This is a genomic window from Rhodanobacter sp. OK091 (assembly GCF_900142825.1).
GTDB lineage: Bacteria > Pseudomonadota > Gammaproteobacteria > Xanthomonadales > Rhodanobacteraceae > Rhodanobacter.
The window spans coordinates 26,396-48,403 of record NZ_FRCH01000003.1; the positions used below are offsets into that span (position 1 = coordinate 26,396).

The window sequence follows — 22,008 nt, forward strand, 5'->3', positions numbered from 1 at the left end:
TACGCATGGAAACGGGTATCGCGACGATGCGCTGGCGGCGCCTGACCGTGCTTGATCGCTGGCTGGCCAGGCGGCTACGGCCGCACGGGCGTTTCGCGGTGTTCGTCCATGAGTTTGTCTGTTTCGGACTGAAGCAGGCCTCGGCCTGCCTGTTCGGAGGACTGATGGTGGCGCTGATACTGGCCAGCTGGCGCTGGTATCCAGCCGATGCGGCCTGGGCACGCTATGACTTTCTCACTGTGGCCGCGCTGGCGATCCAACTGGTACTACTCGGCATGCGGCTGGAAAGCCTGGAAGAGGCGAAGGTGATCTTGCTGTTCCATGTCGTTGGCACGGTGATGGAGCTGTTCAAGACGTCGGTCGGTTCTTGGGTCTATCCCGAGGCGTCGTTGCTGCGCCTGGGCGGCGTGCCGCTGTTCAGCGGCTTCATGTATGCCTCGATTGGCAGCTATATCGCGCGGGCATGGCGGTTGTTCGATTTCCGTTTCACCCACCATCCGCCTTTCGCCGCCACGCTGGTGCTGGCGGGGGGCATCTACACCAATTTCTTCACGCACCACTATCTGCCGGACATCCGCTGGCTGCTATTCGCCGTGCTGGCGTGGTTGTTCGGGTCCTGCCAGGTGCATTACCGGATTCGCCGTGTGCATCGGCGAATGCCGCTGCTGCTGGGTTTCGTGCTGGTGGCGTCGTTTATCTGGCTGGCCGAGAACGCCGGCACGCTGGGCAAGGCCTGGCTGTATCCGGCCCAGCGTCATGGCTGGCATATGGTGCCGCTGGGGAAGCTGGGAGCATGGCTGCTGCTGATGGTGATCAGCTACGTGATGGTGTCGGCGTTGTATCGGCGGGTGGCGGTCACCCCGGGCGGACGCTCACCGGTGGCCGGAAATGCCCGTCGGAGCTACACTTTCGCTCTTGCCCACCCGCCACTTCACGAGGTCAGAATGTTCCCCAAGGACTGCACGATTGCCGGCTACGACGACGAACTGGCCAAGGCCATCGCTGACGAAGGCCAGCGCCAGGAAGATCACGTCGAGCTGATCGCCTCGGAGAACTACGCCAGCCCGCGGGTGATGGAAGCCCAGGGCTCCAAGCTCACCAACAAGTACGCCGAGGGCTACCCGGGCAAGCGCTACTACGGCGGCTGCGAGTACGTGGACATCGCCGAGAAGCTGGCGATCGAGCGGCTGAAGCAGCTGTTCGGCGCCGACTACGCGAACGTGCAGCCGCATTCCGGTTCGCAGGCGAACCAGGCGGTGTACCTGGCGCTGCTGCAGCCGGGCGACACGATTCTCGGCATGTCCCTGGCGCATGGCGGCCATCTGACCCACGGCGCCAAGGTCAATATTTCCGGCAAGCTGTTCAACGCGGTGCAGTACGGCGTCGACGGGAACGGCCTGATCGATTACGACGAAGTGCAGCGCCTGACCACCGAGCACAAGCCGAAGATGCTGGTCGGCGGCTTCAGCGCTTACTCGCAGGTGGTCGACTGGGCGCGTATGCGCCAGATCGCCGATTCGGTGGGCGCGCTGTTCTTCGTCGACATGGCCCATGTCGCCGGCCTGATCGCCGCCGGCGTGTATCCCAGCCCGCTGCCGCACGCGCACGTGGTGACCTCGACCACCCACAAGACTCTGCGCGGCCCGCGCGGCGGCATCATCGTGAGCAAGGGTGCGGGTGAGGAGATCGAGAAGAAGCTGCAGTCGATCGTGTTCCCCGGCATCCAGGGCGGTCCGCTGATGCATGTGATCGCGGCGAAGGCGGTCGCGTTCAAGGAAGCGTTGGAGCCCGCGTTCAAGGTCTACCAGACGCAGGTGGTGAAGAACGCCAGGGCGATGGCGAAGACTTTCATCGAGCGCGGCTACAAGATCGTCTCCGGCGGCACCGACAACCATCTGATGCTGGTCGACATGATAGGCAAGGATGTGACCGGCAAGGACGCGGAAGAGGCGCTGGGCAAGGCGCACATCACCGTCAACAAGAACGCCGTGCCGAACGATCCGCGCAAGCCCTTCGTCACCTCCGGCCTGCGCGTCGGCACGCCGGCCGTCACCACCCGCGGCTATCTGGAAGCGGATTGCATCGAACTGACGAACTGGATCTGCGACGTGCTGGATGCGCCGGGCGACGAGGCGGTGATCGCCAAGGTACGCGCGAACGTCACGGCGCAGTGCAAGAAGTTCCCGGTGTACGGCTGAGTCTGCCCGCATGCACCTGCTGCAGATCGGGCTGATCGGCGACCGCAACGACGATGTGGTCGCCCATCGTGCCATCCCGCTGGCATTGGGCATGGCCGCCGATGCCTGTGGTGTGGCGATCGAGCCGGTCTGGGTGCCCACCGATGAGGTGGGCACCGGCGCCGCGCTGGCGGAGTTCGATGGCCTCTGGTGCGTTCCGGCCAGCCCGTATCGCAGCATGGATGGCGCGCTCTCGGCGATCCGCGTGGCACGCGAGCGGCACATTCCGTTTCTGGGTACTTGCGGCGGTTTCCAGCACGCGATGATCGAATACGCGCGCAACGTGCTGGGCTGGGCCGATGCCGAGCATGCCGAGACGGCGCCGCAGGCAACGCGTCAGGTGGTCGTGCCGCTGCTGTGTTCGCTGGTCGAGGTGACCGATGCGGTGCAACTGATGGCGGATTCGCGGCTGGCACAGGCCTACGGCACCACGGCAATCGCTGAGGGCTATCACTGCAACTACGGGCTGAGCCCCGATTTTCGGCAGGTACTCGACAACGGCCCGCTGCGGATCAATGCGATGGATGACGCCGGCGACGTGCGCGGCGTCGAGCTGGACGATCACCCCTTCTTCATCGCCACGCTGTTCCAGCATGAACGCGGCGCGCTGCAGGGCCGATTGCCGCCCGCGGTGCATGCCTTCGTGCAGGCAGCGATAGCCGCCGGCTGATCATGCATTGTCCCTTCTGCCAGCACGAAGACACCCGCGTCATCGACTCGCGTCTTACCGAGGATGGCAGCAGCGTGCGTCGCCGGCGCGAATGCGAGCAGTGCGGCGAGCGATTCAACACGTTCGAGACGGCCGAGCTGAAGCTGCCGACGATCGTGAAAAGCGGTGAGCGGCGCGAGGCGTTCGACGAGCGCAAACTGCGGGTAAGTTTCGAGCGTGCGCTGCAGAAGCGGCCGGTGGCCAGTCATGACGTGGACGCGTCCGTGCGCGCCATCATCAACGATCTGCGTCGCAGCGGCGAACGCGAAGTGCCGTCGCGCCAGCTCGGTGAGCTGGTGATGCGCGAACTGAAGAATCTCGACCAGGTGGCCTATGTGCGGTTCGCCTCGGTCTATCGCAAATTCGAAGACGTGCAGGCGTTCCGCGAGGAGATCGAGAAGCTGGAGCGCGACCTTCCGGGACTGGAGACCCTGCAGCTTTCGCTGCTCGGTGAAGTCGACATCAAGCGCGGCAAGAAGAACTGATTCCCGCGGCCTCACCGCCGTTGACGCATCTGCCAGAATGCCACGCATGTCCATGACCATGCCCATGTTCAGCGCGCTCGATCACCAGCACATGGCGCATGCCCTGCGCCTGGCCGAGTGCGGCCTCTATACGACCCAGCCGAACCCACGGGTCGGTTGCGTGATCGCACATGGCGGCGAGGTTGTCGGTACGGGCTTCCATCAGCGTGCAGGCGAGCCACACGCCGAGGTGTACGCGTTACGTGAATCCGGCACTCGTGCGCGTGGCGCCACCGCTTACGTCACGCTGGAGCCGTGCGCGCATCACGGCCGCACACCACCGTGCGCGGAGGCGCTGATCGCGGCCGGTGTGAATCGCGTAGTGGTCGCCGCCGAGGATCCGTTTCCGCAGGTCGACGGTCGTGGCATGGCCAGCTTGCGCGCCGCCCGCATTACCGTCGACGTGGGCCTGTTGCGCGAGGCCGCGCGCGAACTGAACATCGGTTTCTTCAGCCGGATCGAGCGCGGCCGTCCGTTCGTACGGGTGAAACTGGCGATGAGTCTGGACGGCCGTACCGCGCTGAGCAACGGCGAATCGAAATGGATCACCGGCGAGGCCGCGCGGGCCGACGTGCAGCGCTGGCGCGCGCGCAGCTCGGCGATCCTCAGCGGCAGCGGCACGGTGCTGGCCGACAATCCGCGCCTCACCGTGCGATTGCCAGACCACGAAGCATTCGCGCCGCCGCTGCGCGTGGTGCTGGACCGCCAGCTGCGCACGCCAGCCGGCAGCCATGTACTGGATGGCTCGGCGCCCACGCTGGTGTTGCACGGCGCAGCGGGATTCTGTGCCGACAACCGTTTCGAGCGGGTCGAACGGATGGAGCTGGCCACACACAACGATGCGCTGGACCTGCGCGCCATGCTTGCTCTGCTGGCCGGGCGCGGCTGCAACGAGGTGCATGTCGAAGCCGGCCCGACCCTTTGCGGGGCGCTGTTCGCCGCCGGCCTCGCCGATGAGCTGCTGCTCTACGTCGCACCGTTGCTGCTGGGCGACAGTGCGCGCCCGCTGCTGCACTTGCCGTCGCTCAGCGACATGGCAGGGCGCTGGCAGTTGCAGGTGATCGACCAGCGCATGCTGGGCCGGGACATCCGTTTGCGTCTGCGGCCGAGCTGACCGCCTCGCGCTCCACATCTCAATGCAGATAAGCGGGAAAGTGCGGCAGCAGGGCGATGTCGCGCGGGTCATGCTGGACCACTACTTTTGCATGAGTCCGCGTGGCGATCGCTTCGAACCGGTTCATTGATGCCAGCGTGGCGGCACGGTCGACGTTGACCCTGGGCACGCGCCGCAGACGGCGGGCTTCGCGGCTGTGGTAGAGATCGCCGCTGAGCAGCACCACGCCGGCGTGCGGCAGTTGCAGTTGCAGCGCCTGATGACCGGGTGTGTGGCCGGGCAGCGATAACAGTCGCACGCTACCATCGCCGAAGACGTCCGCGTCGCCATCGATGAGGCGCATTTTTGCGTTCTTGTATGCACTGACCGGCGCCAGTGATTCGAACGGCGGCGGCGCGAGGCCGGTCGCGGCTGCCAGCTCGCGGCGCTGCAATATCCATGTAGCGTTGCCGAACAGGTTGGCGTTGCCGGTGTGATCGATGTGCCAGTGCGAGAACGCCAGGTAGTCGATGTCGGACGGCTTCAGGCCCAATGCCTTGAGCTGGTCGACCAGCCTGATCCGCACGCTGCCATGGATACCGGGGGCAAAGTCGATGCCGTTCGGGTGATCGGCAATGGCGTCGCCCAGGCCGGTTTCCCACAGCAGGATGCCTTTCGGATGGCGGATCAGGAAGCACGGTACCGACATCGTGCCTGGCTTGCCGTCCAGCGCGCCGCTGTCGTCGAACAAGCTCATGTCGCTTGCGTCGATGCGGCCGCAGTCGATCACGTACAGGCGGATGCCGGTTGGCGCGTCGGCTGCGTGAGCCAACACCGCGAGGGAAAGCAGCAAAGCGGAAAGCAGCATGCGCACGAAGCGGCCCGCGGCGAGGGTGATATGCATGACGGAAGTTCCTTGAAGTTGAAGCGGGCTCATGCCCGGAAGTCGATCGCCACCTTGCCGAAATGCCGACCGGCGGCCAGGTGCTCGAAGGCCTCGCGTAACTGCGCGAAGCCGAAGACGCGGTCGATGACCGGTTCCATTGCGCACGCCTCGATGGCCGTGACCATGCGCTCGTGTTCCTCCAGCGATGCCACCGAGATGCCCTGCAAGTGCACGCGCTTGAGGATCGCCTTGCTCAACGGCAAGGTGGCGTCCAACCCGCCCATGAAACCCACCAGCCCGACGAAGCCGTGCATGCGCACGGCGTCCAGCGACTGCACGAGCGTGGCGCCGCCCACGGTCTCGATGACCGCATCGACGCCGACTCCGCCGCTGGCCTCGCGAACAAGCGGGCCCCACGCAGGATGCTTGGCGTAGTTGATGAGCACGTCCGCTCCCAACGCCTTGCCGCGCGCAAGCTTGTCGTCGCTGGAAGAGAGCAGGATCGCCCGTGCGCCGCGCAGCTTGGCGAACTGCAGCGCGAACATGGATACGCCGCCCGTGCCCAGCAGCAGCACGGTCTGGCCGGTGGTGACGTGTGCCTGCTCCAGCGCCTGCCAGGCGGTGAGTGCGGCGATCGGCAGAGTGGCGGCCTGCAAGCTGGAGAGGTGCGCCGGCGCGCGTGCCAGCGAGTACTGATCGAAGCAGGCCAGCTCGCGCATCACGCCATCGAACGGGCCGCCGATTTCCGCGCCCTCCCATTCCGGCCGCATCGAGCCGGCGAGCCAGCGCGACTTGTAGAAGGTGGTGACACGGTCGCCGGGTTTGAAGCGGGTTACCGCGGCACCGACTTCCAGCACCGTGCCGGCGCCGTCGGACACCGGCACGATCGGCAGCTGCACGCCGCGGTAGAGATCGCCATGGACCAGCATCTGGTCGCGGAAATTGAGCGAGGCGGCTTCCATCCGCAGCAGCACTTCGTTCGCGCCGGGGCGCGGCGCGGGCAGGTCGACTAGATCCAGGTGGTCCGGACCGAACGCGGTGAGCTGGATGCTGCGCATGACGTAATCCTTGAGAGGAATGGAAGGAATACCGCCATGGTGGACGTCGCTTGTTCGAGTGATAATCCATCGCTATGGCATATCTTTTATTCGTTCAATGAACAAATCCTTCGAACTCACGCCAACCCGCTTGCGCGAGTTGCGCGGCTTCGCCGCGGCTGCAAGAAGGCTGAACTTCTCGCAGGCCGCGCGCGAGGTCGGCTGCACGCCATCGGTGCTGAGCCGGCGCATCGCTGCACTGGAAGATGCCGTGGGCGGCAAATTGTTCCTGCGCACCACCCGCCGGATGACGCTGACCGTGCGCGGCGAGCAGTTGCTGGCGCATTGCCAACGACTGGAGGATGTCGCGGCCGATCTCGCGGCCGACTTGCGCCCGCATCGCGGCGAGCCGGCGGGCCGGTTGCGCGTGCATTTGCCGGCAGCCTATGGCCGCCACCGCATCGCACCGTTGCTGGCCTCTTTTTTGCGCCGCCATCCGCTGATCCGGCTGGAGACGGTCTATGACGATGCGTACGTCGACATGGTCGAGGCGAAGATCGACCTGGCGCTGCGCGTGGGCAAGCTCGCCGACACGCAACTGGCGGCGCGGCGGGTCGGCACGATGCGGCGCTATCTATGCGCAGCACCGGATTACCTGACTGCGGCGCCGCCGCTTGTTGACCCGGCCGACCTGAAAAGGCACCGCTGCATCGCTTTCAGCGGCTTGCGCACGGGCACGCTGTGGCAGTTCAGCCAGCAGCGCCGGCGGCGTTCGGTACGGATCGATCCGGTGTTGTCGAGCAACGACGCGCAAGCCGTGCTCGATGCCGCACTGGCCGGCGTTGGCATCGCGATGCAGGGCGATTACATGGCCGATCCGCTGGTGGCGGCAGGGCGTCTGGTCGAAGTGCTGCCGGACTGGCCGCTGAGCAGCTCGCCGATCCACTTGTTGTGGTTGCCCGGCGCGGATCGTACGCCGGCGCTGCGGCACTTGATCGACGATCTGGTGGCAGCGCTGACCATGGATTGAAACGCCGCCCCCATCGTGCGCGGAATGGAACACTGTTTCCCGGCTGCGGATGGCGGAGGGAGTGCTAGACTGCCGCAGCCGGCTTGCCGGCAGCACACGACGTCTTCAGGGCGGGGCGAAATTCCCCACCGGCGGTAGGTTGAAGGGCTCACGCCCGACAACGAGCCCGCGAGCGCTTCCGGTCACACGGAAGGTCAGCAGATCCGGTCGAATGCCGGAGCCGACGGCTGGAAACGGGCGACCGCTTCCTCACAGTCCGGATAAAGAGAAGACGGCACGGCGGACGCCTCACGGCGTGCGCCTGGCCTCATGCCTTGAGGCGTTTTTCGCATCGTTCAACGCGGGAAACGTTTCATGAAATCCATTGCCTTCATGCAGTCCATCGCCCTCCGCCCGGAGGTGCACTGATGTTTACCGGCATCATCCAGTCCGTGGGCCGCATCGCACGGCTCGAACCGCGTGGCGGCGATGTGCGACTAGCCGTCGATACCGCCGGCCTCGATCTCGCCGATGTGCATCTGGGCGACTCGATCGCCGTCTCCGGCGTATGCCTGACCGCCATCACGCTGGAACCGCGCGGGTTCAGCGCCGACGTTTCCAACGAGACGCTTTCGCTCACCTCGCTGGGCAAGTTGAAGGCGGGCGACCCGGTGAACCTGGAAAAGGCATTGCGCCTCGCGGACCGGCTCGGCGGCCATCTGGTTTCGGGCCACGTCGACGGCCTCGGCAAGGTGGTATCGATCGTGCCGGATGGCCGTTCGCAACGCTGGACGTTCGAAGTGCCCGCCGCCATCTCGCGCTACATCGCCGCGAAGGGCTCGGTATGCATCGACGGCACCAGCCTCACCGTCAACGAAGTCGCGGGACATCGCTTCGGCGTCAACCTGATTCCGCACACGATCGAGCACACCGCGTTCCATGCCCGCCGCGTCGGTGACGCGGTGAATATCGAAGTGGATGTGGTGGCGCGTTACATCGAACGGCTGCTGTCCAGCGGCGAGACGCCCAGGCTGGACGAGGCGTTCCTCAAGCAGCACGGCTTTTGACTTCAGAAAAGAGTGGAGAGGAGTGAGAAACGAGAGAAGAGCGCTAGCCCGCGGCTTTCACTCGTTTCTCACTCCTCTCCACTCACTTCTCATCCATCCATTCCGAGGCTTCACCTCATGCCCTTCAACACCATTCCCGAAATCCTCGAAGACATCCGCGCCGGTCGCATGGTGGTGATCCTCGACGACGAGGATCGCGAGAACGAGGGCGACCTGATCATGGCCGCCGAGAAAGTGCGTGCGGAAGACATCAACTTCATGGTGCGCGAGGCGCGCGGGCTGGTTTGCGTCACCTTGACCGAACAGCGTACGCGGCAGCTAGGCCTGAAGCCGATGGTCAGCGACAACACCTCGGCCTACCACACCAACTTCACCGTCTCGATCGAAGCAGCCGAGGGCGTCACCACCGGCATCTCCGCGCACGACCGTGCGCGCACGATCCAGGTGGCGGTGAAGGCCGATGCGAAACCGCAGGACTTGTCGCAGCCCGGCCACATCTTTCCGCTGACCGCGCAACCGGGCGGCGTGCTGACCCGCGCCGGCCATACCGAAGCCGGTTGCGACCTGGCCGCGCTGGCCGGGCTGGAACCGTCGGCGGTGTTGATCGAGGTGCTGCACGAAGACGGCTCGATGGCGCGCCGCCCGGAACTCGAAGCCTTTGCGGCCAAACACGGCCTGAAGATCGGCTCGATCGCCGACCTGATCCGCTATCGCCTGGAAACCGAAAAGACCGTGCAGCGCGTGCACGAAGAAGACGTGCAGACCGAGTTCGGCGGCTTCCGCCTGTATGCGTATCGCGACGTGATCCGGCGCGGCCTGCATTTCGCCCTGGTGCGCGGCGTGGTCGACGACGCCAGGCCGGTGCTCACGCGCGTACATGTACGCAACACGCTGTCCGACGTATTGCATCTGCAGCGCGACGATCTCGGCCTCACCGTGACCTCGGCGCTGCGCCGCATCGCCGACGAGGATCGCGGCGTGCTGCTGGTGCTGTCCGGCGAGGACACGCCCGAGGCGCTGCTGGCCCGTCTCAATCGCCAGCCCAGCACGCAGGCGCCGGAGGAAGCGCAGCAGCAGGAGTGGCGTCAGCTCGGCCTCGGCGCGCAGATGCTGGCCGATCTCGGCGTGCACCAACTGCGCGTGCTCGGCACGCCGCGCAAACTGGTCGGTCTGGCTGGTTTCGGACTCGAGGTAGTGGAGTACGTGTAGCCTCGTACCGGACATCGCCCCGCCATGGCGGCGCCATGCCCGGCAAACCATACTCGAGCTTTCCGGACGACGTCCCGCCATGCCCGATATCACCATCCGCCTGATCGCCCCCTCCGGCTACCCCTGTGACCTCGCTGCGATGATGCGTGGTGTGACGCGATTGCGTGAAGCGGGCTGTGTCGTGGATGGCCTCGAGGTACTGGAGCGAACGGAGCTGCGCTTCGCCGGCACGGACGCCGAACGCGCAGCGGATATCAACGCGCTGGCGACGATGGAGACATTGCCGGATATCGCGCTGGTGACCCGCGGCGGCTACGGCGCCTCGCGCCTGCTGCCACATCTGCACTACGACGCCTTGCGCGAACGGCTGGTCGATGCGTCCGCGCTGCTGGTGGGGCATAGCGATTTCACCGCGCTGCAGCTGGCGCTGTTTGCAAAGAGCGGCTTGTGCACGTTCAGCGGGCCGCTGCTGGCGGACTTGGGGGAGGAGCCCTGCGGTGAGTTCACCTGGCAGCACTTCTGGCGCACCTTGACCTCACCGGCATCCACCGCGGCGTGGTCAGGCACAGGGACCGCCGGTATCGACGTGCAAGGCCCGCTGTGGGGCGGCAATCTCGCGGTGCTGTGCAGCCTGCTCGGTACGCCGTATTTTCCGCAGATCGATGGCGGCATCCTGTTCGTCGAAGATGTCGGTGAGCCGCCGTTCCGCATCGAGCGATGGTTGTATCAACTGCATCTGTCCGGTGTGCTTGGCCGGCAGCAGGCGCTGGTGCTGGGCGACTTCAGCCATTGCCAGCCCGGTGCGCGCGACAATGGCTATGACCTGGACGCGGCGTTCGCGCAGATCCGCGCCGTGGCTGGGATTCCCGTCGTGGCCGGCATGCCGCACGGCCATGGTATGGACCAACTCACCTTGCCGTTCGGAGCGCCGGCGCGGCTGCGGGTGGCGGACGGCCTTGCGCAGCTGGATTTCGCCGGCTATCCGCACCTCGATCGGCCCGCGCCGGTCAGCGCCGTCGAAAACCCGTAAAATAGCCGACCAGCATGGGCTTATCGCCCACAGGAACAGCAACCCATGAAGATCATCGAAGGCGATTTCGCCACGCCAAAAGGCCGCTTTGCCATCGTCGCCGGCCGTTTCAACGGCTTTGTGGTCGAGCCGCTGGTGGCCGGGGCGCGTGATGCGCTGGTGCGCCACGGCGTGAAGGACGACGCGATCGAGCTGGTTCGCGTACCGGGTGCGTGGGAGATCGCGCTGGCCGCGCACAAGCTGGCGAACTCCGGCAAATACGTGGCGGTGATCGCGCTGGGCGCGGTGATTCGTGGCTCCACGCCGCACTTCGATTATGTCGCTGGCGAATGCGCCAAGGGCCTGGCCCAGGCCGCATACAGTTCCGGCGTGCCGGTGGCGTTCGGCGTGCTGACCACCGACAGCATCGAGCAAGCGATCGAGCGCTCGGGCACCAAGGCCGGCAACAAGGGTGCCGATGCGGCGATCGCCGCGCTGGAAATGGTCAACCTGTACGGGAAGCTGGGATGAGTCAGCCGCCGCAGGGACTCGATCTGGCCGCACGCTCGCGCGCCCGCCGCCGCGCCTTGCAGGCGCTGTATGCGTGGCAGATGAGCGGCAGCCACATGAACGCGGTGATCGACCAGTTCCGCCATGAGCAGGACATGGAAGTGGCCGATCTCGAGTACTTCGAGGATCTGCTGCACGGTGTGGAAACGAATGTCGACGTGCTTGACGAATGCCTGCGCCCGCATATCGACCGCGAGGTCGCGCAGATCGATCCGATCGAACGCGCCGCGTTGCGCCTGGCCGCGTACGAACTGAAATATCGCCCCGACGTGCCGTACCGCGTCGTCATCAACGAGGCGATCGAAGTCACCAAGCGGTTCGGTGCCGATCACGGCCACAGCTATGTCAACGGCGTGCTGGACAAGCTTGCCAGCAGCCTGCGTGCGGTCGAGAAGCGGGGCTGATGTCCTTCGTCGTGGCAGATTCGCCGTCCGTCGGACAGGTGCCGGTGATCGAAACCGAGCGGTTGCGGCTGCGCGCCCACCGGGCGGATGACTACGCCACCTGTATGGCGATCTGGTCCGATCCCGCGGTGGTCCGCTATATCGGCGGGGGTCGCCCGTTCACGGGCGAGGAAGTCTGGAAGCGCCTGCTGCAGTATGTCGGGCTATGGAGCCTGCTTGGCTACGGCTGCTGGGCGGTCGAGGAAAAGCGCAGCGGCCGCTACATCGGCGATATCGGCTATGCCGATTTCAAGCGCGACATACAACCGTCGCTGCAAGGCATGCTGGAATTCGGCTGGGTGCTGGCGCCGCAGGCGCACGGCAACGGTTACGCAAGTGAGGCGGTGGCGGCGATCAGTGCGTGGAGCCAGAAACATTTTCCCGAGCTGCGCGTGGTGTGCATCATCTCGCCCCAGAACCTGCCCTCGATCCGGGTTGCCGAGAAAGCCGGCTTCCGCTTGTGGCAGGAAACGGTCTACCACGACAGTCCCGCCCTCGTTTTTACCCGTTAGCCAGCTTCCCCTCGGGCGATTCGTTGATGGAATTCGATCTGATTGAACTGATCCGTCAGCGCACGACCCAGCCGCGCGACGACGTGCGGCTGGGGATCGGCGATGACGCTGCCGTGCTTGCGGTACCGGCCGGACAGGAGCTGGCGGTCGCGATCGACACACTGGTCGAGGGTGTGCATTTCCCGCCCGGTACTGCCGCTGCCGATATCGGCTGGAAGGCGCTGGCGGTGAACCTGTCCGATCTGGCGGCGATGGGCGCGAACCCCGCCTGGGCGCTGCTGGCGCTGACCTTGCCCAGCGCCGATGTCGCCTTCGTCGAGGGCTTTGCCGAAGGGTTTGCGAAGCTGGCCCAATCGCACCGGCTCGCGCTGGTCGGCGGCGACACCACCCGCGGACCGTTGACCATCAGCGTGGCTGTGCATGGTTTCGTGCCGCCGGGAAAGGCACTCACCCGTGCCGGTGCGAGAGTCGGCGATGCGGTGCTGGTCACCGGCACGCTGGGCGATGCCGCCGCCGGACTGCATGCGCTGCAGCAATCGCTGGACGATGGTGACAGCCGCGCGGGTTTGCGCGAATTCCTGATCGGGCGGCTCAATCTGCCCACGCCACGTCTGTCTGCCGGTGCCGCCTTGCGCGGCCAGGCGAGCGCCTGCGTCGATATCTCCGATGGCTTGCTCGCCGATCTGGGCCATATCTGTGTCGCCAGCGGCGTTGGTGCCGAGATCGACGCTGCGCTGCTGCCGCGATCGCCGGCGTTGATGGCCTTGTACGACGAAGCCAGCGCGCTGCAGTTCGCGCTGAGCGGCGGTGACGATTACGAGCTGTGCTTCAGCGTGCCTGCACAACGGCTCGCCGACGTGCAGGCCGACCTATCGCGACTGGGCTGCGGTGTGACCAAGATCGGCCGCATCGTCGAAGGCGCAGGCGTGCGTGTGCGTAGCACCGATGGCGAATGGCTGGCAACGGATCGACCGGGCTGGGAGCATTTCGCATGAGCGCGAAGAAAACGCTGAGTGGAGAACAACGCCGCGCCTTGCTGGCGACGCCGGCCGGCTGGCTGGCCTGCGGTTTCGGCTCGGGTCTCGCTCCCGTCGCGCAAGGCACATTCGGTTCGCTGGCCGCACTGCTGCCATGGCTGTTGCTGCGCGAACTGTCGCTGCCGCTGTATCTGGCCGTGTTGCTGGTCGGTTTCGGCGTGGGCGTGTGGGCGTGCAACGTGGCCGGCCGTGCGCTGGGCGTGGACGATCACCGCAGTCTGGTGTGGGACGAATTCATCGGCCTGTGGATCGCGCTGCTGCCGCTGCTGATTCCCGCACTGTTGCCGAACGGCGCCGCCGCGTGGTGGATGCCGGCGATCGGCTTCGTGCTTTTCCGCCTGTTCGACGTATGGAAGCCGTGGCCGATCAGCTGGCTGGACCGGCGCGTGAAAGGCGGCATGGGCGTGATGATCGACGACGTGCTCGCCGGCGTCTTCGCCGCAGTGGTACTCGCAGGCGGACTGCATTTTCTGTCGTAGGAGCGCACTAGTGCGCGATGCTCTTGGCTTCAAGACGGGAAAAGCATCGCGACTGAAGTCGCTCCTACAAAATCGCGTGCAGGGTGCGTTCCTGCCTGCGCGAGTCGCGTCACGTTGATGCCGGGCTTCCCGTAGGGGCGCCCGCCTCGCGGTTGATGCATCCCAGTCCACGCAGAGTCGTTTCGACCGCCTGATCCAATCCGGTGTGCGGCTCGCTGCCGAGGAACGCGACCAGCTTGCGATTGTCCAGCTGCAGCGGTTTCCGCCATAGATAGCGCATCTCGCGCAGTTCGCGAAACAGCGTGACGAACGGTGCCGCCAGCGTCGCCAGCCACCACGGGAAGGCATGCAGCGGCAGCTCCGGATCGCCGACGGCGTGCCTTACCGCGTTGAGCATGGCGCTGGCATCGACCCAGTGGCCACCGAAGTGGAAGCGTTCGAACACAGCCAGTTCGTTCTCGCGTTCCAGCAGGCGAGCCACGGTTTCGCCGACGTCGGGCAGGTAGGCCCAGACGTGGCGCAGCTCGCGCTCGCCCGGATAACTGATCGAGCGCGCCGGCCGGCCCGGCTTCACCATCGCCGCGAACCAATTGTTGCCGGCGTGCGGGCCGAAGAAGTCGCCGCAGCGCAGGATCAGCGAGCGCACGCCATCGGCCGACGCCTGTTGCAGACGGCGCTCCAGCTCCACCCGGATCGCACCCTTGCGGGTCAGCGGTTGCTGCGGCGAATCTTCGCGCAGCAGCGGCAGCGCGTCCGGGCCGAAGTTGTAGACGGTGCCGGGCAGCACGATGCGCGCGCCGGCCGAGCGTGCCGCCGCGATGGTGTTGTCCAGCATCGGCAGCACCAGCTTGTGCCAGTCGCGATAGCCCGGCGGATTGACCGCGTGGACGATGACGTCGACGCCACGCGCCGCCAGCATCACGTCGTCGGCATTCATCGCATCACCGGCGTGCCATGCGATCTCTGCCGACAAGCGCGGCCTGGTGACATCGCGCACCAGTCCGCGCACCAGCCAGCCGCGACGCAGCAGGGCGGCGGCAATCTCGCCGCCGGCGCCGCCGGTGGCTCCCAGGATCAAAGCAATACGTGGCTTGTTCATGGACGTTTTCCTTTCGAGGTGCGTCCAGCTTGATCCCGGCGTGATCCAATGAAAACTCACCAAGATCGAACTTCTGCTATACATAAATGCATGGCAATGAACGAACCCGGCTGGGACCTGTATCGCTCTTTCCTCGCAGTCATGCGCGAGGGCAGCCTGTCCGCCGCGGCACGCGCGCTTGGCATGACCCAGCCCAGCCTCGGCCGGCATATGCGGCAACTGGAAACGGACCTTGGCGTGGCGCTGTTCGCCCGTTCGCCGCTAGGGCTCACGCCAACCGAGAACGCGCACGAACTGGTGCCTCACGCGCAAGCGATGGCCGCGGCTTCGGCGGCGCTGCGGCGCGCGGCCTCCGCGAGCAATCACGAAATCCGCGGCGTGGTGCGCCTGACCTGCAGCGAAGTGGTGGGTGCCGAGGTGTTGCCGCCGATGCTGGCGGCGTTCCGGCGGCAGCATCCCGGCATCATCATCGAGCTGTCGCTGTCCAATCAGTCCGAAGATCTGCTGCGCAAGGATGCCGACATCGCCGTGCGCATGCTGCGCCCGGCGCAGACTGCCCTGGTGGCGCGCCGCATCGGCGGCATTCCGCTGGGCCTGCACGCGCACCGCGCCTACCTCAAGACGTACGGCCATCCCCGGACGGTGGCAGATCTGCAGCAGCATGCCTTGATCGGCTTCGACCGCGAAACGCCCGCATTGCGCGCCCTGCGCAGCCGGTTGCCGTTCTCGCGCGAGGACTTCGCCCTGCGTACCGACAACGACCTCGCCCAGCTGGCGGCGATCCGCGCCGGCTTCGGCATCGGCATCTGCCAGTGCCCGATCGCGCGACGCGATCGCCAGCTGGTGCACCTGCTGCCGGATGCGTTTGCGCTGGAACTCGACACCTGGCTGGTGATGCACGAAGACCTGCGTACGAGTCGACGCGTGCGCTTGCTGTACGGCCATCTGGTGCAGGCGCTTGGCGCTTACGTGGGTGGCAAGGCGTGACGGGCGTCGCCACCGCGCCTGGAGGCCGCTTTCTTACTGGCCGTACATAGGCGATTGATAGGCTCCTGCCATGCGAAGCCCCTGAAAGGAGCCAGTACTTCTGACCTTCGCAAGCTCTGAGCAGCGTAGAACGCATGGCACAACGTATCGAGTCTCGGAGACTCTTCGATTATCGAGAAGGCCATCTCAAGCTTGAACCGAAAGAGATCCCCAGTATCGAACTTTAATGGGACATGTTGGTTTTCAATGGAGCTGTTCTGCTCGTTCAAGGCGCTTGACCCTATAAATGCCATGTCCTCCCTATGACGTTTGTGGGATCGAGAATTGAAATGGCTATTGTCGCTATTGATTTCTTCTCGGACGTTCCCGGATTCAGCGCGCTGGGACGAGTCATCCGCTGAAGCAGCATGTTGCGTACTCAAAAATCGTAGGTGCCGGTCAACAGGAAAGTGCGCCGGTTGTGCAGCGGTACAAACGTCTCGTCAAAATTGTCGCTGAGCAGATTGCGGCCAAACAGATTCTTCACTCCCAGCGCCGCGCCCCAGTTTTTCGCGCGGTACGACACATTGGCATCTACGCTGGCCTGACCGGGAATATCGAAATACGTGTCGTCCGTGGTCTGTCCCAGACTGCGGCTACGCGCATGCACGCCACCCGCCACGCCCCAACCTCGCAGCGCAGCGCTCTGGAATCCATAACTGGCCCACAGGTTGAAATGCTGCCGGGGCGCACCCGTCGGCTGTGTCCCATCGTGATTGCTGATGCGCGCATGGGTGTAGCTGGTCGTGATGTCCAGGCCGGGCGCGATCCGGCCGGCGAATTCGACCTCGATCCCCTTGTTCGTCTGGCCCGGGCCTGGGATGAAAAAATAGGGAGGCTGCACTGACGACAAATCGTAGCTGCGATCCACCAGGATGCGATACCACGAAACCGTCAGGAGCGCGTGGTCCTGAAACAAATCAAACTTGGTCCCGGCTTCGATCTGGCGCGACAGAGCGGGCGCCAACGGGCGTCCATTTTTCCCCAGGAGGGTGTCTGGCTGGAAACCCTTCGCCGTACTGCCATAGAGCGCCATATCGGGTGTGACCTTATAGACCAAGCCGATACTGGGTACCCACTGTGTCTTGTGCAGATTCCACGGATTGCCGTCGACGTCGTAGGTCGAAAGTTCGTAAGCGGAGCGGCGCCACGCCAACAAGACATCCCCATATTCACCCACCGCGATCTGATCCTGTAGAAACAGACCGCTGTTGGCCGACCACGGGTTTCCAGGCACATGGTCGTCATTGGTCGGTTGAACCACCGATCTGGCGGGCGGAAGCGGAGCGCCGGCGAAGATGTTGTACGGCACGCCACCGAAGTCGCTGAAAACATCGTCGCTGCTGCCGATCAATGAACGCGAATAGTCGAATCCGACCACGATCGTGTGCGTCAGCAGCCCGTGCCCAAACGTGGCGGTGATGTCGTTCTGCAAGGTGTAGTACGCATCGGTATATCGATACACGTCCGCAGTGGCATTCACATCCCCGGCCGGAGTGGGATTGCTCAGGATCCACTGCTGCTGGTTGGTCGACTGTCGTACGTATTGACCGCGGCTGCGGACCGTCCAGACATCGCCCAGCTGGTGTTCGAGCATGTAGTAAAAACGGCTCGTCTGGTATGTCGAGTGGTCGCTCGGGTTGCCGACCAGGATGCCGGGCGGCGAGGCCGAGAAAAGGGAGCCATTCAGCAGGATAGTGTGATCGGGAATAGGCAATCGGTTGAGGATGCGCTCGACGCCGACGATGATTTTCGTCGTCGCGTTCTGCCAACCGATCGACGGCGCCAAGTAGCTGCTGCGCTGGCCGCGATAGCCTTGGGCAGTGCGATCGGCATACTCGCCGGAGAGCACCAGTCGGTAGGTCAGCTCTTTGCTGTTGCCCAGCGGACCCGCCAGATCGAGGCCTGCCTGCGTATCGCCGTACTCGCCCACGCTGTAGCTGAGCTCGTGTACAGGGCGGCTCTGCGGCTTTTTCATCACCACATTGATCAGGCCACCAAAATCGGCGTTGCCTATGGAATCGCCCAGGATTGCCTCCGGTCCCTTCAGCACCTCGACCCGCGCGACGCCGATCAGTGGCGGAAAGTCGCCCAGGGCCGCGATGCTGTTGGGCATGCCGTCGGTCATGCCGTTACCGGGGTTGAAACCGCGTATCTGGAAACTGGGCAAGCTATCGGCGCTGTCGATGTATTGCACGCCCGCGACATTGCGAACCGCATCGGCCACCGTGCGGTTCTGTTGCGAATCCATCAGGTCACGCGTGACGACGCTGATCGCCTGCGGCACATCGATCAGATCGGAATCGGTGCGGGTGGCGCTGCTGGTGATGCCGGACATGTAGCCCGTGTCTTGCTTGACCACGCCCTCGGCGCGTATCGGTGCAAGCAGCTTGGCATACGCAACGCTCGCCTGGGTGGATGTCGCTCCCGCAGAGGGCGAGCCTGTCGACTCAGGTGGACGCGGCTTCACGACCACGGTTCCCGCATCGATGAACGCGTAGCTCAACCCTGAACCTTGCAACAGCCTGACGAGCGCAGCATCCGGGGTGAATGTGCCGCTCACGCCGCCTGAGCGAAAGGCGGCGGTCGTGTCGCCCGCCGTGAGCACCTGTACGTTGGCCTGTTTGCCGAATGCGATCAACGCGGTGGACAGTGCCTGCGGCGGGATCGCGAAATGAATCTGCGGCGTTGCCAAGGCCGTACGCGCCGGTGTTGCTGCGGCAGCGAGTGCGACAGACGATACCCACACACAGCCGCAGACGAACAGCAACGCAACCCGGCCCATGACAGTCGCTTTCCCCCAGCGAAAATGGCGAGTCTGACATGCGTCCAAGGGAAATGGCACACGGCATACCTGTCGTCTGGATCAGCATGCCATCGGCCAACCCATGCCTTCGCGAACCTTGCGGGGAATGATTGCCCCTACTTGCGTTCCGGGTTGGCGAGAATCACCTGGCCGGCATTCTCGCTGACACGCAAGGGGAAGACCTGCGGCAAGGCATCCAGCCAGCTATCGATGGCGCCCGTCTTGATGGTACCGGTATAGGTAAGCGTTTCGAGATCGGCATCGGCGATGTGCACCGGGCGCGTGCTGTAGCGATTGACGTTGGCGATCACCACGCCGAGCGGCTCGTTGATGAATTCCAGCCGGTCACTTCGCCAGGCGGTGGCCTGCTCGGGCGTGATGCTGCCGATGCTCATGGCGGACGTGGCCGGATCGTAAGACACCAGTTGACCGGCGACGGCTTCGAGGCTGCCCGTGCCCGTCGCATTCGAACCCGGCGCACCACCGTGGTCGGCAATCTGCACACGGCCCTGGGTCACGGCAATAGTCACGCGTTGCCCGGTGCGACGCACGTCAAAAGCCGTACCGACATCACGAATGGACACCTTGCCCGCCGTGACCACGAAGGGGCGCTGCATGTTGTGCACGACCTGGAAAAACGCTTCGCCACCGCCCAGCTCGACATGGCGTTCGCCGTGGCTGAAGCGCATGGTCAGCGTGGAGGCCCCACCCAGTGCGACCGTCGAACCGTCCGGTAGCGTGATGTTCCGATTCTGGGCCACCGCGTTGACATAGACCTGCGGCGCCGTATTGGCTGCAAATCCATTCCATGCAAAATAGCCCCCGACCAGCGCCAGCGCGGCGGAAGCTGCGGCCGCAAGCGGAATCCAGCGCCGCCGCACGGGACCCGGCCGGGCAAACTCGCGCACAAACTGCTGCCGCGTGGCGTCATCCAGCGTTCCAAGCTGGTTGCCGAGTTCGGTCACACGCTCGAAAGCCTCAAGGTGGCGCTCGTCGGCACTGGTCCATTCCAGCCATTGTTCCATCGTCGCGCCTGCGCCGTTGGGATCGCGCAGGCGCGTCCACCAATCGGCGGCTGTGTGCAAGATTTTCTCATCCATGCTCTTGTCCATCACGGCATCTCCAGTTCGTCGACCCGCGTGCGGCAGTGCGCCAGCGCGTTGGTGACGTGATAGCGCACCATGCGCTCACTCAGTTTCATGGTTTGCGCGACGACGTTGAAGTCGCGCCCTTCGATCACATGCATCACGAAGGCCTGACTGGTCTTCGCGGGCAACTCACGCAACGCCCTGCGCAACTCGCACCACTGTTCGATGGTCGACACATGCCGCTCGGGAACAGGGGCGAGGTGTAGATCTTCAGTCGATTGTTCGATCAGCATATCGTCTCGTACCTTGTCATTTCGCACCTTGCGCATGCGCAATCGGTCGACGGCGAGGTTCGCCGCGATCCGGAACAGGTAGGCGCGCAAAGAGCCCACCTGTTCGGGATGCTCCAGCGTGAGCATGCGCAGGTATGCTTCCTGTGCGAGTTCCTGCGCATCGGATTGGGAATTGAGCCGGCAGTGCAGGAAAGCGATCAATGCGCGATTGTGCTCGCGGAACAGCTCTGCAACCTGCACGGCATGTGCAGGTGACCCCGCAACATCGGTACCGGCATCGCCGGCCTTGCCTAACCTATCCACGATGATCCCAGGCTGCCATGTTGAAAGAGCCTGCTTGATTCTAGCTCTTCCTCCACGAGAGCCGCGCTTCGTCTCGGGAGACCTGTTTCAAGTGCATCGACAAGCAATCTCTCGGCTTCGATGCGCATGGTCTCGCGCCGCCGGAACGCGGAGCGATGATGGCTTGGGACCTCCGATTCGGATTTCCGGCTCAGTGTTTCCGGAAGCAGGAACCAGCCATCTCCCACCTCTCGGCCCTTCTGCTCCAGCCAGAACGCGTCGTAATCGGCCTGGAATTTGTCGCGGGTCCGGCGCAAGGGGTGCGCGGCATTGCTCACGGCCAAAATACGCTCGATGCCCCAGTGCCGGGCCAGCGCATAAGCCAGTGAAAGCATCAACTGCTTCGGTCGCATGCCATGCATATTCCGTGTCAGGTCGCGAACCCTGTCCTTGCCGTTCGCACCATCTGGTCCCTGGATGCAGCCGATCGCGATCGTGGGCCGGTCATCGATCACACTCAGGATGAGGCGGTAGACCGGATGATCGTCGGCGTCGCTGAGTTGTATGCACAACTCACCCTCGCATCCCATGAAGATCGGTGGCCGCAGGCAAAGTTTCAGCTGGGTACCGTCCTTCAAGGTCAAACTGCCCAGCGTCGCGTTCCCATAGATGTAGATCGCCTCGAACAACACACTGGGCAAGCGGGCGAGTGCGAATCGGTAATGCTGCCGAATGCTTTGCAGGCGTAAACGCCGATCCCACCGCAAATGGATGTAGCGGTGGAAATGGCGCTCCAGCACGCGGGGATCGCGGCGCTGGTAGGCGCACATGCCAGGGTGGCCGTACACCCATCCCAGATATCGGCCATGCAGTCGTGGCATGCCTAGCACGCGGACGATGTATTTGGCGGCCATCTTGCGGCGGGTGGCCGGACTGCCGCGCCAATCCATGCGATCGCGCAACGAACGCAGGAAGTTCGCCACCGCCTGGGAGCGATCCGGATCGCGCAAGCTGGCAAGCTGCCCGGCGATCAAGGCACGGAGAGCGCCGACGACAGCGCCCAGGCCGCCATCGAATGCGCGCAACACGGCATTCATGTAACCGCTTGCTACGAAAGTGCCGCTGGCTTCGATGGCCTCGACCCCGGCTTGGTTGTTCAGTTCGTTCAAGGCGCTCGATCCGCGTGGTTGCTGTGGTCTCCTTAAGACGTTTGCGGATTCGAAAATTGAAATGGCCAATGAAACCTTGGGATTCTTCCGATGAAGGGCCCATCGCCAGCGCTGCCGAAAAACGGCTGGACGCCACACAGACACCCAGCCGTTTGATCCTCCAAGCAGCATGGACAGGCTGCTTTAAACCTTTAGATGAAGCCGCCCCTGAATCGCTTATCATTTGTTTTCAATCGGTTGAGGCCGATTCTGTCCACGCATATCTCCGCAGTGCACCTCCTCGACAGGCGGCCAACCTATCTTCCTCGCTCCTTAAAGCTGCGCCCGTCTCTGGCCGCTCCCGCGTGCGTCGACGCACCTTGCTCCGCGGGCAGACAGAACTGGTGATGCCTGCGTTGAATAGATCGGGGCGTCCTCAGATCTT

General features: G+C 64.5%; 21 protein-coding genes, 1 pseudogene and 1 riboswitch. Of the genes and pseudogenes, 15 read left to right on the forward strand and 7 right to left on the reverse strand.

Annotated elements, in window-relative coordinates:
• Positions 1-26 precede the first annotated feature (26 nt).
• The 5 genes and pseudogenes from BUA26_RS20625 to ribD all read left to right on the forward strand — a co-directional run.
• A pseudogene (locus BUA26_RS20625) lies at positions 27-809 on the forward strand (DUF817 domain-containing protein); the annotation flags it as partial.
• Positions 810-944: 135 nt separating this feature from the next.
• On the forward strand, positions 945-2,198 hold the full coding sequence (gene glyA / locus BUA26_RS20630) for a serine hydroxymethyltransferase (RefSeq protein WP_072761955.1): 1,254 nt from the start codon (positions 945-947) through the stop codon (positions 2,196-2,198).
• Between the two features lie 10 nt (positions 2,199-2,208).
• Positions 2,209-2,907 carry a CTP synthase C-terminal region-related (seleno)protein gene (locus BUA26_RS14805; protein ID WP_072761657.1) on the forward strand — a complete coding sequence of 233 codons (699 nt, stop codon included), beginning with the start codon at positions 2,209-2,211 and terminating at the stop codon, positions 2,905-2,907.
• A gap of 2 nt (positions 2,908-2,909) precedes the next feature.
• Positions 2,910-3,431: a transcriptional regulator NrdR gene (nrdR, locus tag BUA26_RS14810; protein WP_072761658.1), complete on the forward strand. Its 522-nt coding sequence runs from the start codon at positions 2,910-2,912 to the stop codon at positions 3,429-3,431.
• A 91-nt stretch (positions 3,432-3,522) separates the two neighbouring features.
• A complete protein-coding gene (gene ribD, locus BUA26_RS14815) occupies positions 3,523-4,584 on the forward strand; it encodes a bifunctional diaminohydroxyphosphoribosylaminopyrimidine deaminase/5-amino-6-(5-phosphoribosylamino)uracil reductase RibD (protein ID WP_072761956.1) in 1,062 nt (353 codons plus the stop codon).
• Positions 4,585-4,603: 19 nt separating this feature from the next.
• Here the strand turns inward: ribD and BUA26_RS14820 are convergent, their stop codons facing one another.
• Together BUA26_RS14820 and BUA26_RS14825 are read right to left on the reverse strand one after the other, a co-directional pair.
• On the reverse strand, positions 4,604-5,467 hold the full coding sequence (locus tag BUA26_RS14820; RefSeq protein WP_218587848.1) for an N-acyl homoserine lactonase family protein: 864 nt from the start codon (positions 5,465-5,467) through the stop codon (positions 4,604-4,606).
• Positions 5,468-5,496: 29 nt separating this feature from the next.
• Positions 5,497-6,507 (reverse strand): zinc-dependent alcohol dehydrogenase family protein, encoded by a 1,011-nt coding sequence (locus BUA26_RS14825; protein WP_072761659.1) that lies wholly within the window; start codon positions 6,505-6,507, stop codon positions 5,497-5,499.
• A gap of 97 nt (positions 6,508-6,604) precedes the next feature.
• Between BUA26_RS14825 and BUA26_RS14830 the strand changes: the two genes are divergently transcribed.
• The 9 genes from BUA26_RS14830 (at position 6,605) to BUA26_RS14870 (ending at position 13,821) form a co-directional block, all read left to right on the forward strand.
• A complete protein-coding gene (locus BUA26_RS14830; protein ID WP_072761660.1) occupies positions 6,605-7,516 on the forward strand; it encodes a LysR family transcriptional regulator in 912 nt (303 codons plus the stop codon).
• Between the two features lie 97 nt (positions 7,517-7,613).
• Positions 7,614-7,793, forward strand: a riboswitch (FMN riboswitch).
• Between the two features lie 130 nt (positions 7,794-7,923).
• The gene (locus tag BUA26_RS14835; protein ID WP_072761661.1) at positions 7,924-8,562 is read left to right on the forward strand and encodes a riboflavin synthase; all 639 of its coding nucleotides are present in this window, start codon (positions 7,924-7,926) and stop codon (positions 8,560-8,562) included.
• A 117-nt stretch (positions 8,563-8,679) separates the two neighbouring features.
• A complete protein-coding gene (gene ribBA / locus BUA26_RS14840) occupies positions 8,680-9,771 on the forward strand; it encodes a bifunctional 3,4-dihydroxy-2-butanone-4-phosphate synthase/GTP cyclohydrolase II (RefSeq protein ID WP_072761662.1) in 1,092 nt (363 codons plus the stop codon).
• Between the two features lie 79 nt (positions 9,772-9,850).
• Positions 9,851-10,801, forward strand: a complete 951-nt coding sequence (gene ldcA / locus BUA26_RS14845) for a muramoyltetrapeptide carboxypeptidase (protein WP_072761663.1) — start codon at positions 9,851-9,853, stop codon at positions 10,799-10,801.
• A gap of 45 nt (positions 10,802-10,846) precedes the next feature.
• The gene (gene ribE, locus BUA26_RS14850; protein ID WP_072761664.1) at positions 10,847-11,311 is read left to right on the forward strand and encodes a 6,7-dimethyl-8-ribityllumazine synthase; all 465 of its coding nucleotides are present in this window, start codon (positions 10,847-10,849) and stop codon (positions 11,309-11,311) included.
• Positions 11,308-11,754, forward strand: coding sequence for a transcription antitermination factor NusB (gene nusB, locus BUA26_RS14855; protein ID WP_072761665.1), 447 nt, complete (start codon positions 11,308-11,310; stop codon positions 11,752-11,754). Before ribE ends, nusB begins: the two co-directional genes overlap by 4 nt.
• Positions 11,754-12,305: a GNAT family N-acetyltransferase gene (locus BUA26_RS14860; RefSeq protein WP_072761666.1), complete on the forward strand. Its 552-nt coding sequence runs from the start codon at positions 11,754-11,756 to the stop codon at positions 12,303-12,305. Before nusB ends, BUA26_RS14860 begins: the two co-directional genes overlap by 1 nt.
• Positions 12,306-12,331: 26 nt before the next feature.
• Positions 12,332-13,300, forward strand: a complete 969-nt coding sequence (thiL, locus tag BUA26_RS14865; protein ID WP_072761667.1) for a thiamine-phosphate kinase — start codon at positions 12,332-12,334, stop codon at positions 13,298-13,300.
• Positions 13,297-13,821 (forward strand): phosphatidylglycerophosphatase A family protein, encoded by a 525-nt coding sequence (locus BUA26_RS14870; RefSeq protein WP_072761668.1) that lies wholly within the window; start codon positions 13,297-13,299, stop codon positions 13,819-13,821. Before thiL ends, BUA26_RS14870 begins: the two co-directional genes overlap by 4 nt.
• Before the next feature lie 109 nt (positions 13,822-13,930).
• On the opposite strand, the gene BUA26_RS14875 is transcribed toward BUA26_RS14870, so the two are convergent.
• A complete protein-coding gene (locus tag BUA26_RS14875; protein ID WP_072761669.1) occupies positions 13,931-14,920 on the reverse strand; it encodes an NAD-dependent epimerase/dehydratase family protein in 990 nt (329 codons plus the stop codon).
• Between the two features lie 90 nt (positions 14,921-15,010).
• On the opposite strand from BUA26_RS14875, the gene BUA26_RS14880 reads away from it, so the two are divergent.
• A complete protein-coding gene (locus tag BUA26_RS14880) occupies positions 15,011-15,907 on the forward strand; it encodes a LysR family transcriptional regulator (RefSeq protein WP_218587849.1) in 897 nt (298 codons plus the stop codon).
• A 418-nt stretch (positions 15,908-16,325) separates the two neighbouring features.
• Here the strand turns inward: BUA26_RS14880 and BUA26_RS14890 are convergent, their stop codons facing one another.
• From BUA26_RS14890 to BUA26_RS14905, 4 genes are all read right to left on the reverse strand, one after another.
• On the reverse strand, positions 16,326-18,731 hold the full coding sequence (locus BUA26_RS14890) for a TonB-dependent siderophore receptor (RefSeq protein ID WP_072761672.1): 2,406 nt from the start codon (positions 18,729-18,731) through the stop codon (positions 16,326-16,328).
• 137 nt (positions 18,732-18,868) lie between these two features.
• Complete coding sequence (locus tag BUA26_RS14895) at positions 18,869-19,852, reverse strand: FecR family protein (RefSeq protein WP_255368378.1); 984 nt, start codon at positions 19,850-19,852, stop codon at positions 18,869-18,871.
• Positions 19,853-19,863: 11 nt separating this feature from the next.
• The gene (locus BUA26_RS14900; protein WP_072761674.1) at positions 19,864-20,436 is read right to left on the reverse strand and encodes an RNA polymerase sigma factor; all 573 of its coding nucleotides are present in this window, start codon (positions 20,434-20,436) and stop codon (positions 19,864-19,866) included.
• Positions 20,424-21,584: a VirK/YbjX family protein gene (locus BUA26_RS14905; protein WP_072761675.1), complete on the reverse strand. Its 1,161-nt coding sequence runs from the start codon at positions 21,582-21,584 to the stop codon at positions 20,424-20,426. The genes BUA26_RS14900 and BUA26_RS14905 overlap by 13 nt, the downstream gene beginning before the upstream one ends.
• Positions 21,585-22,008: the final 424 nt, after the last annotated feature.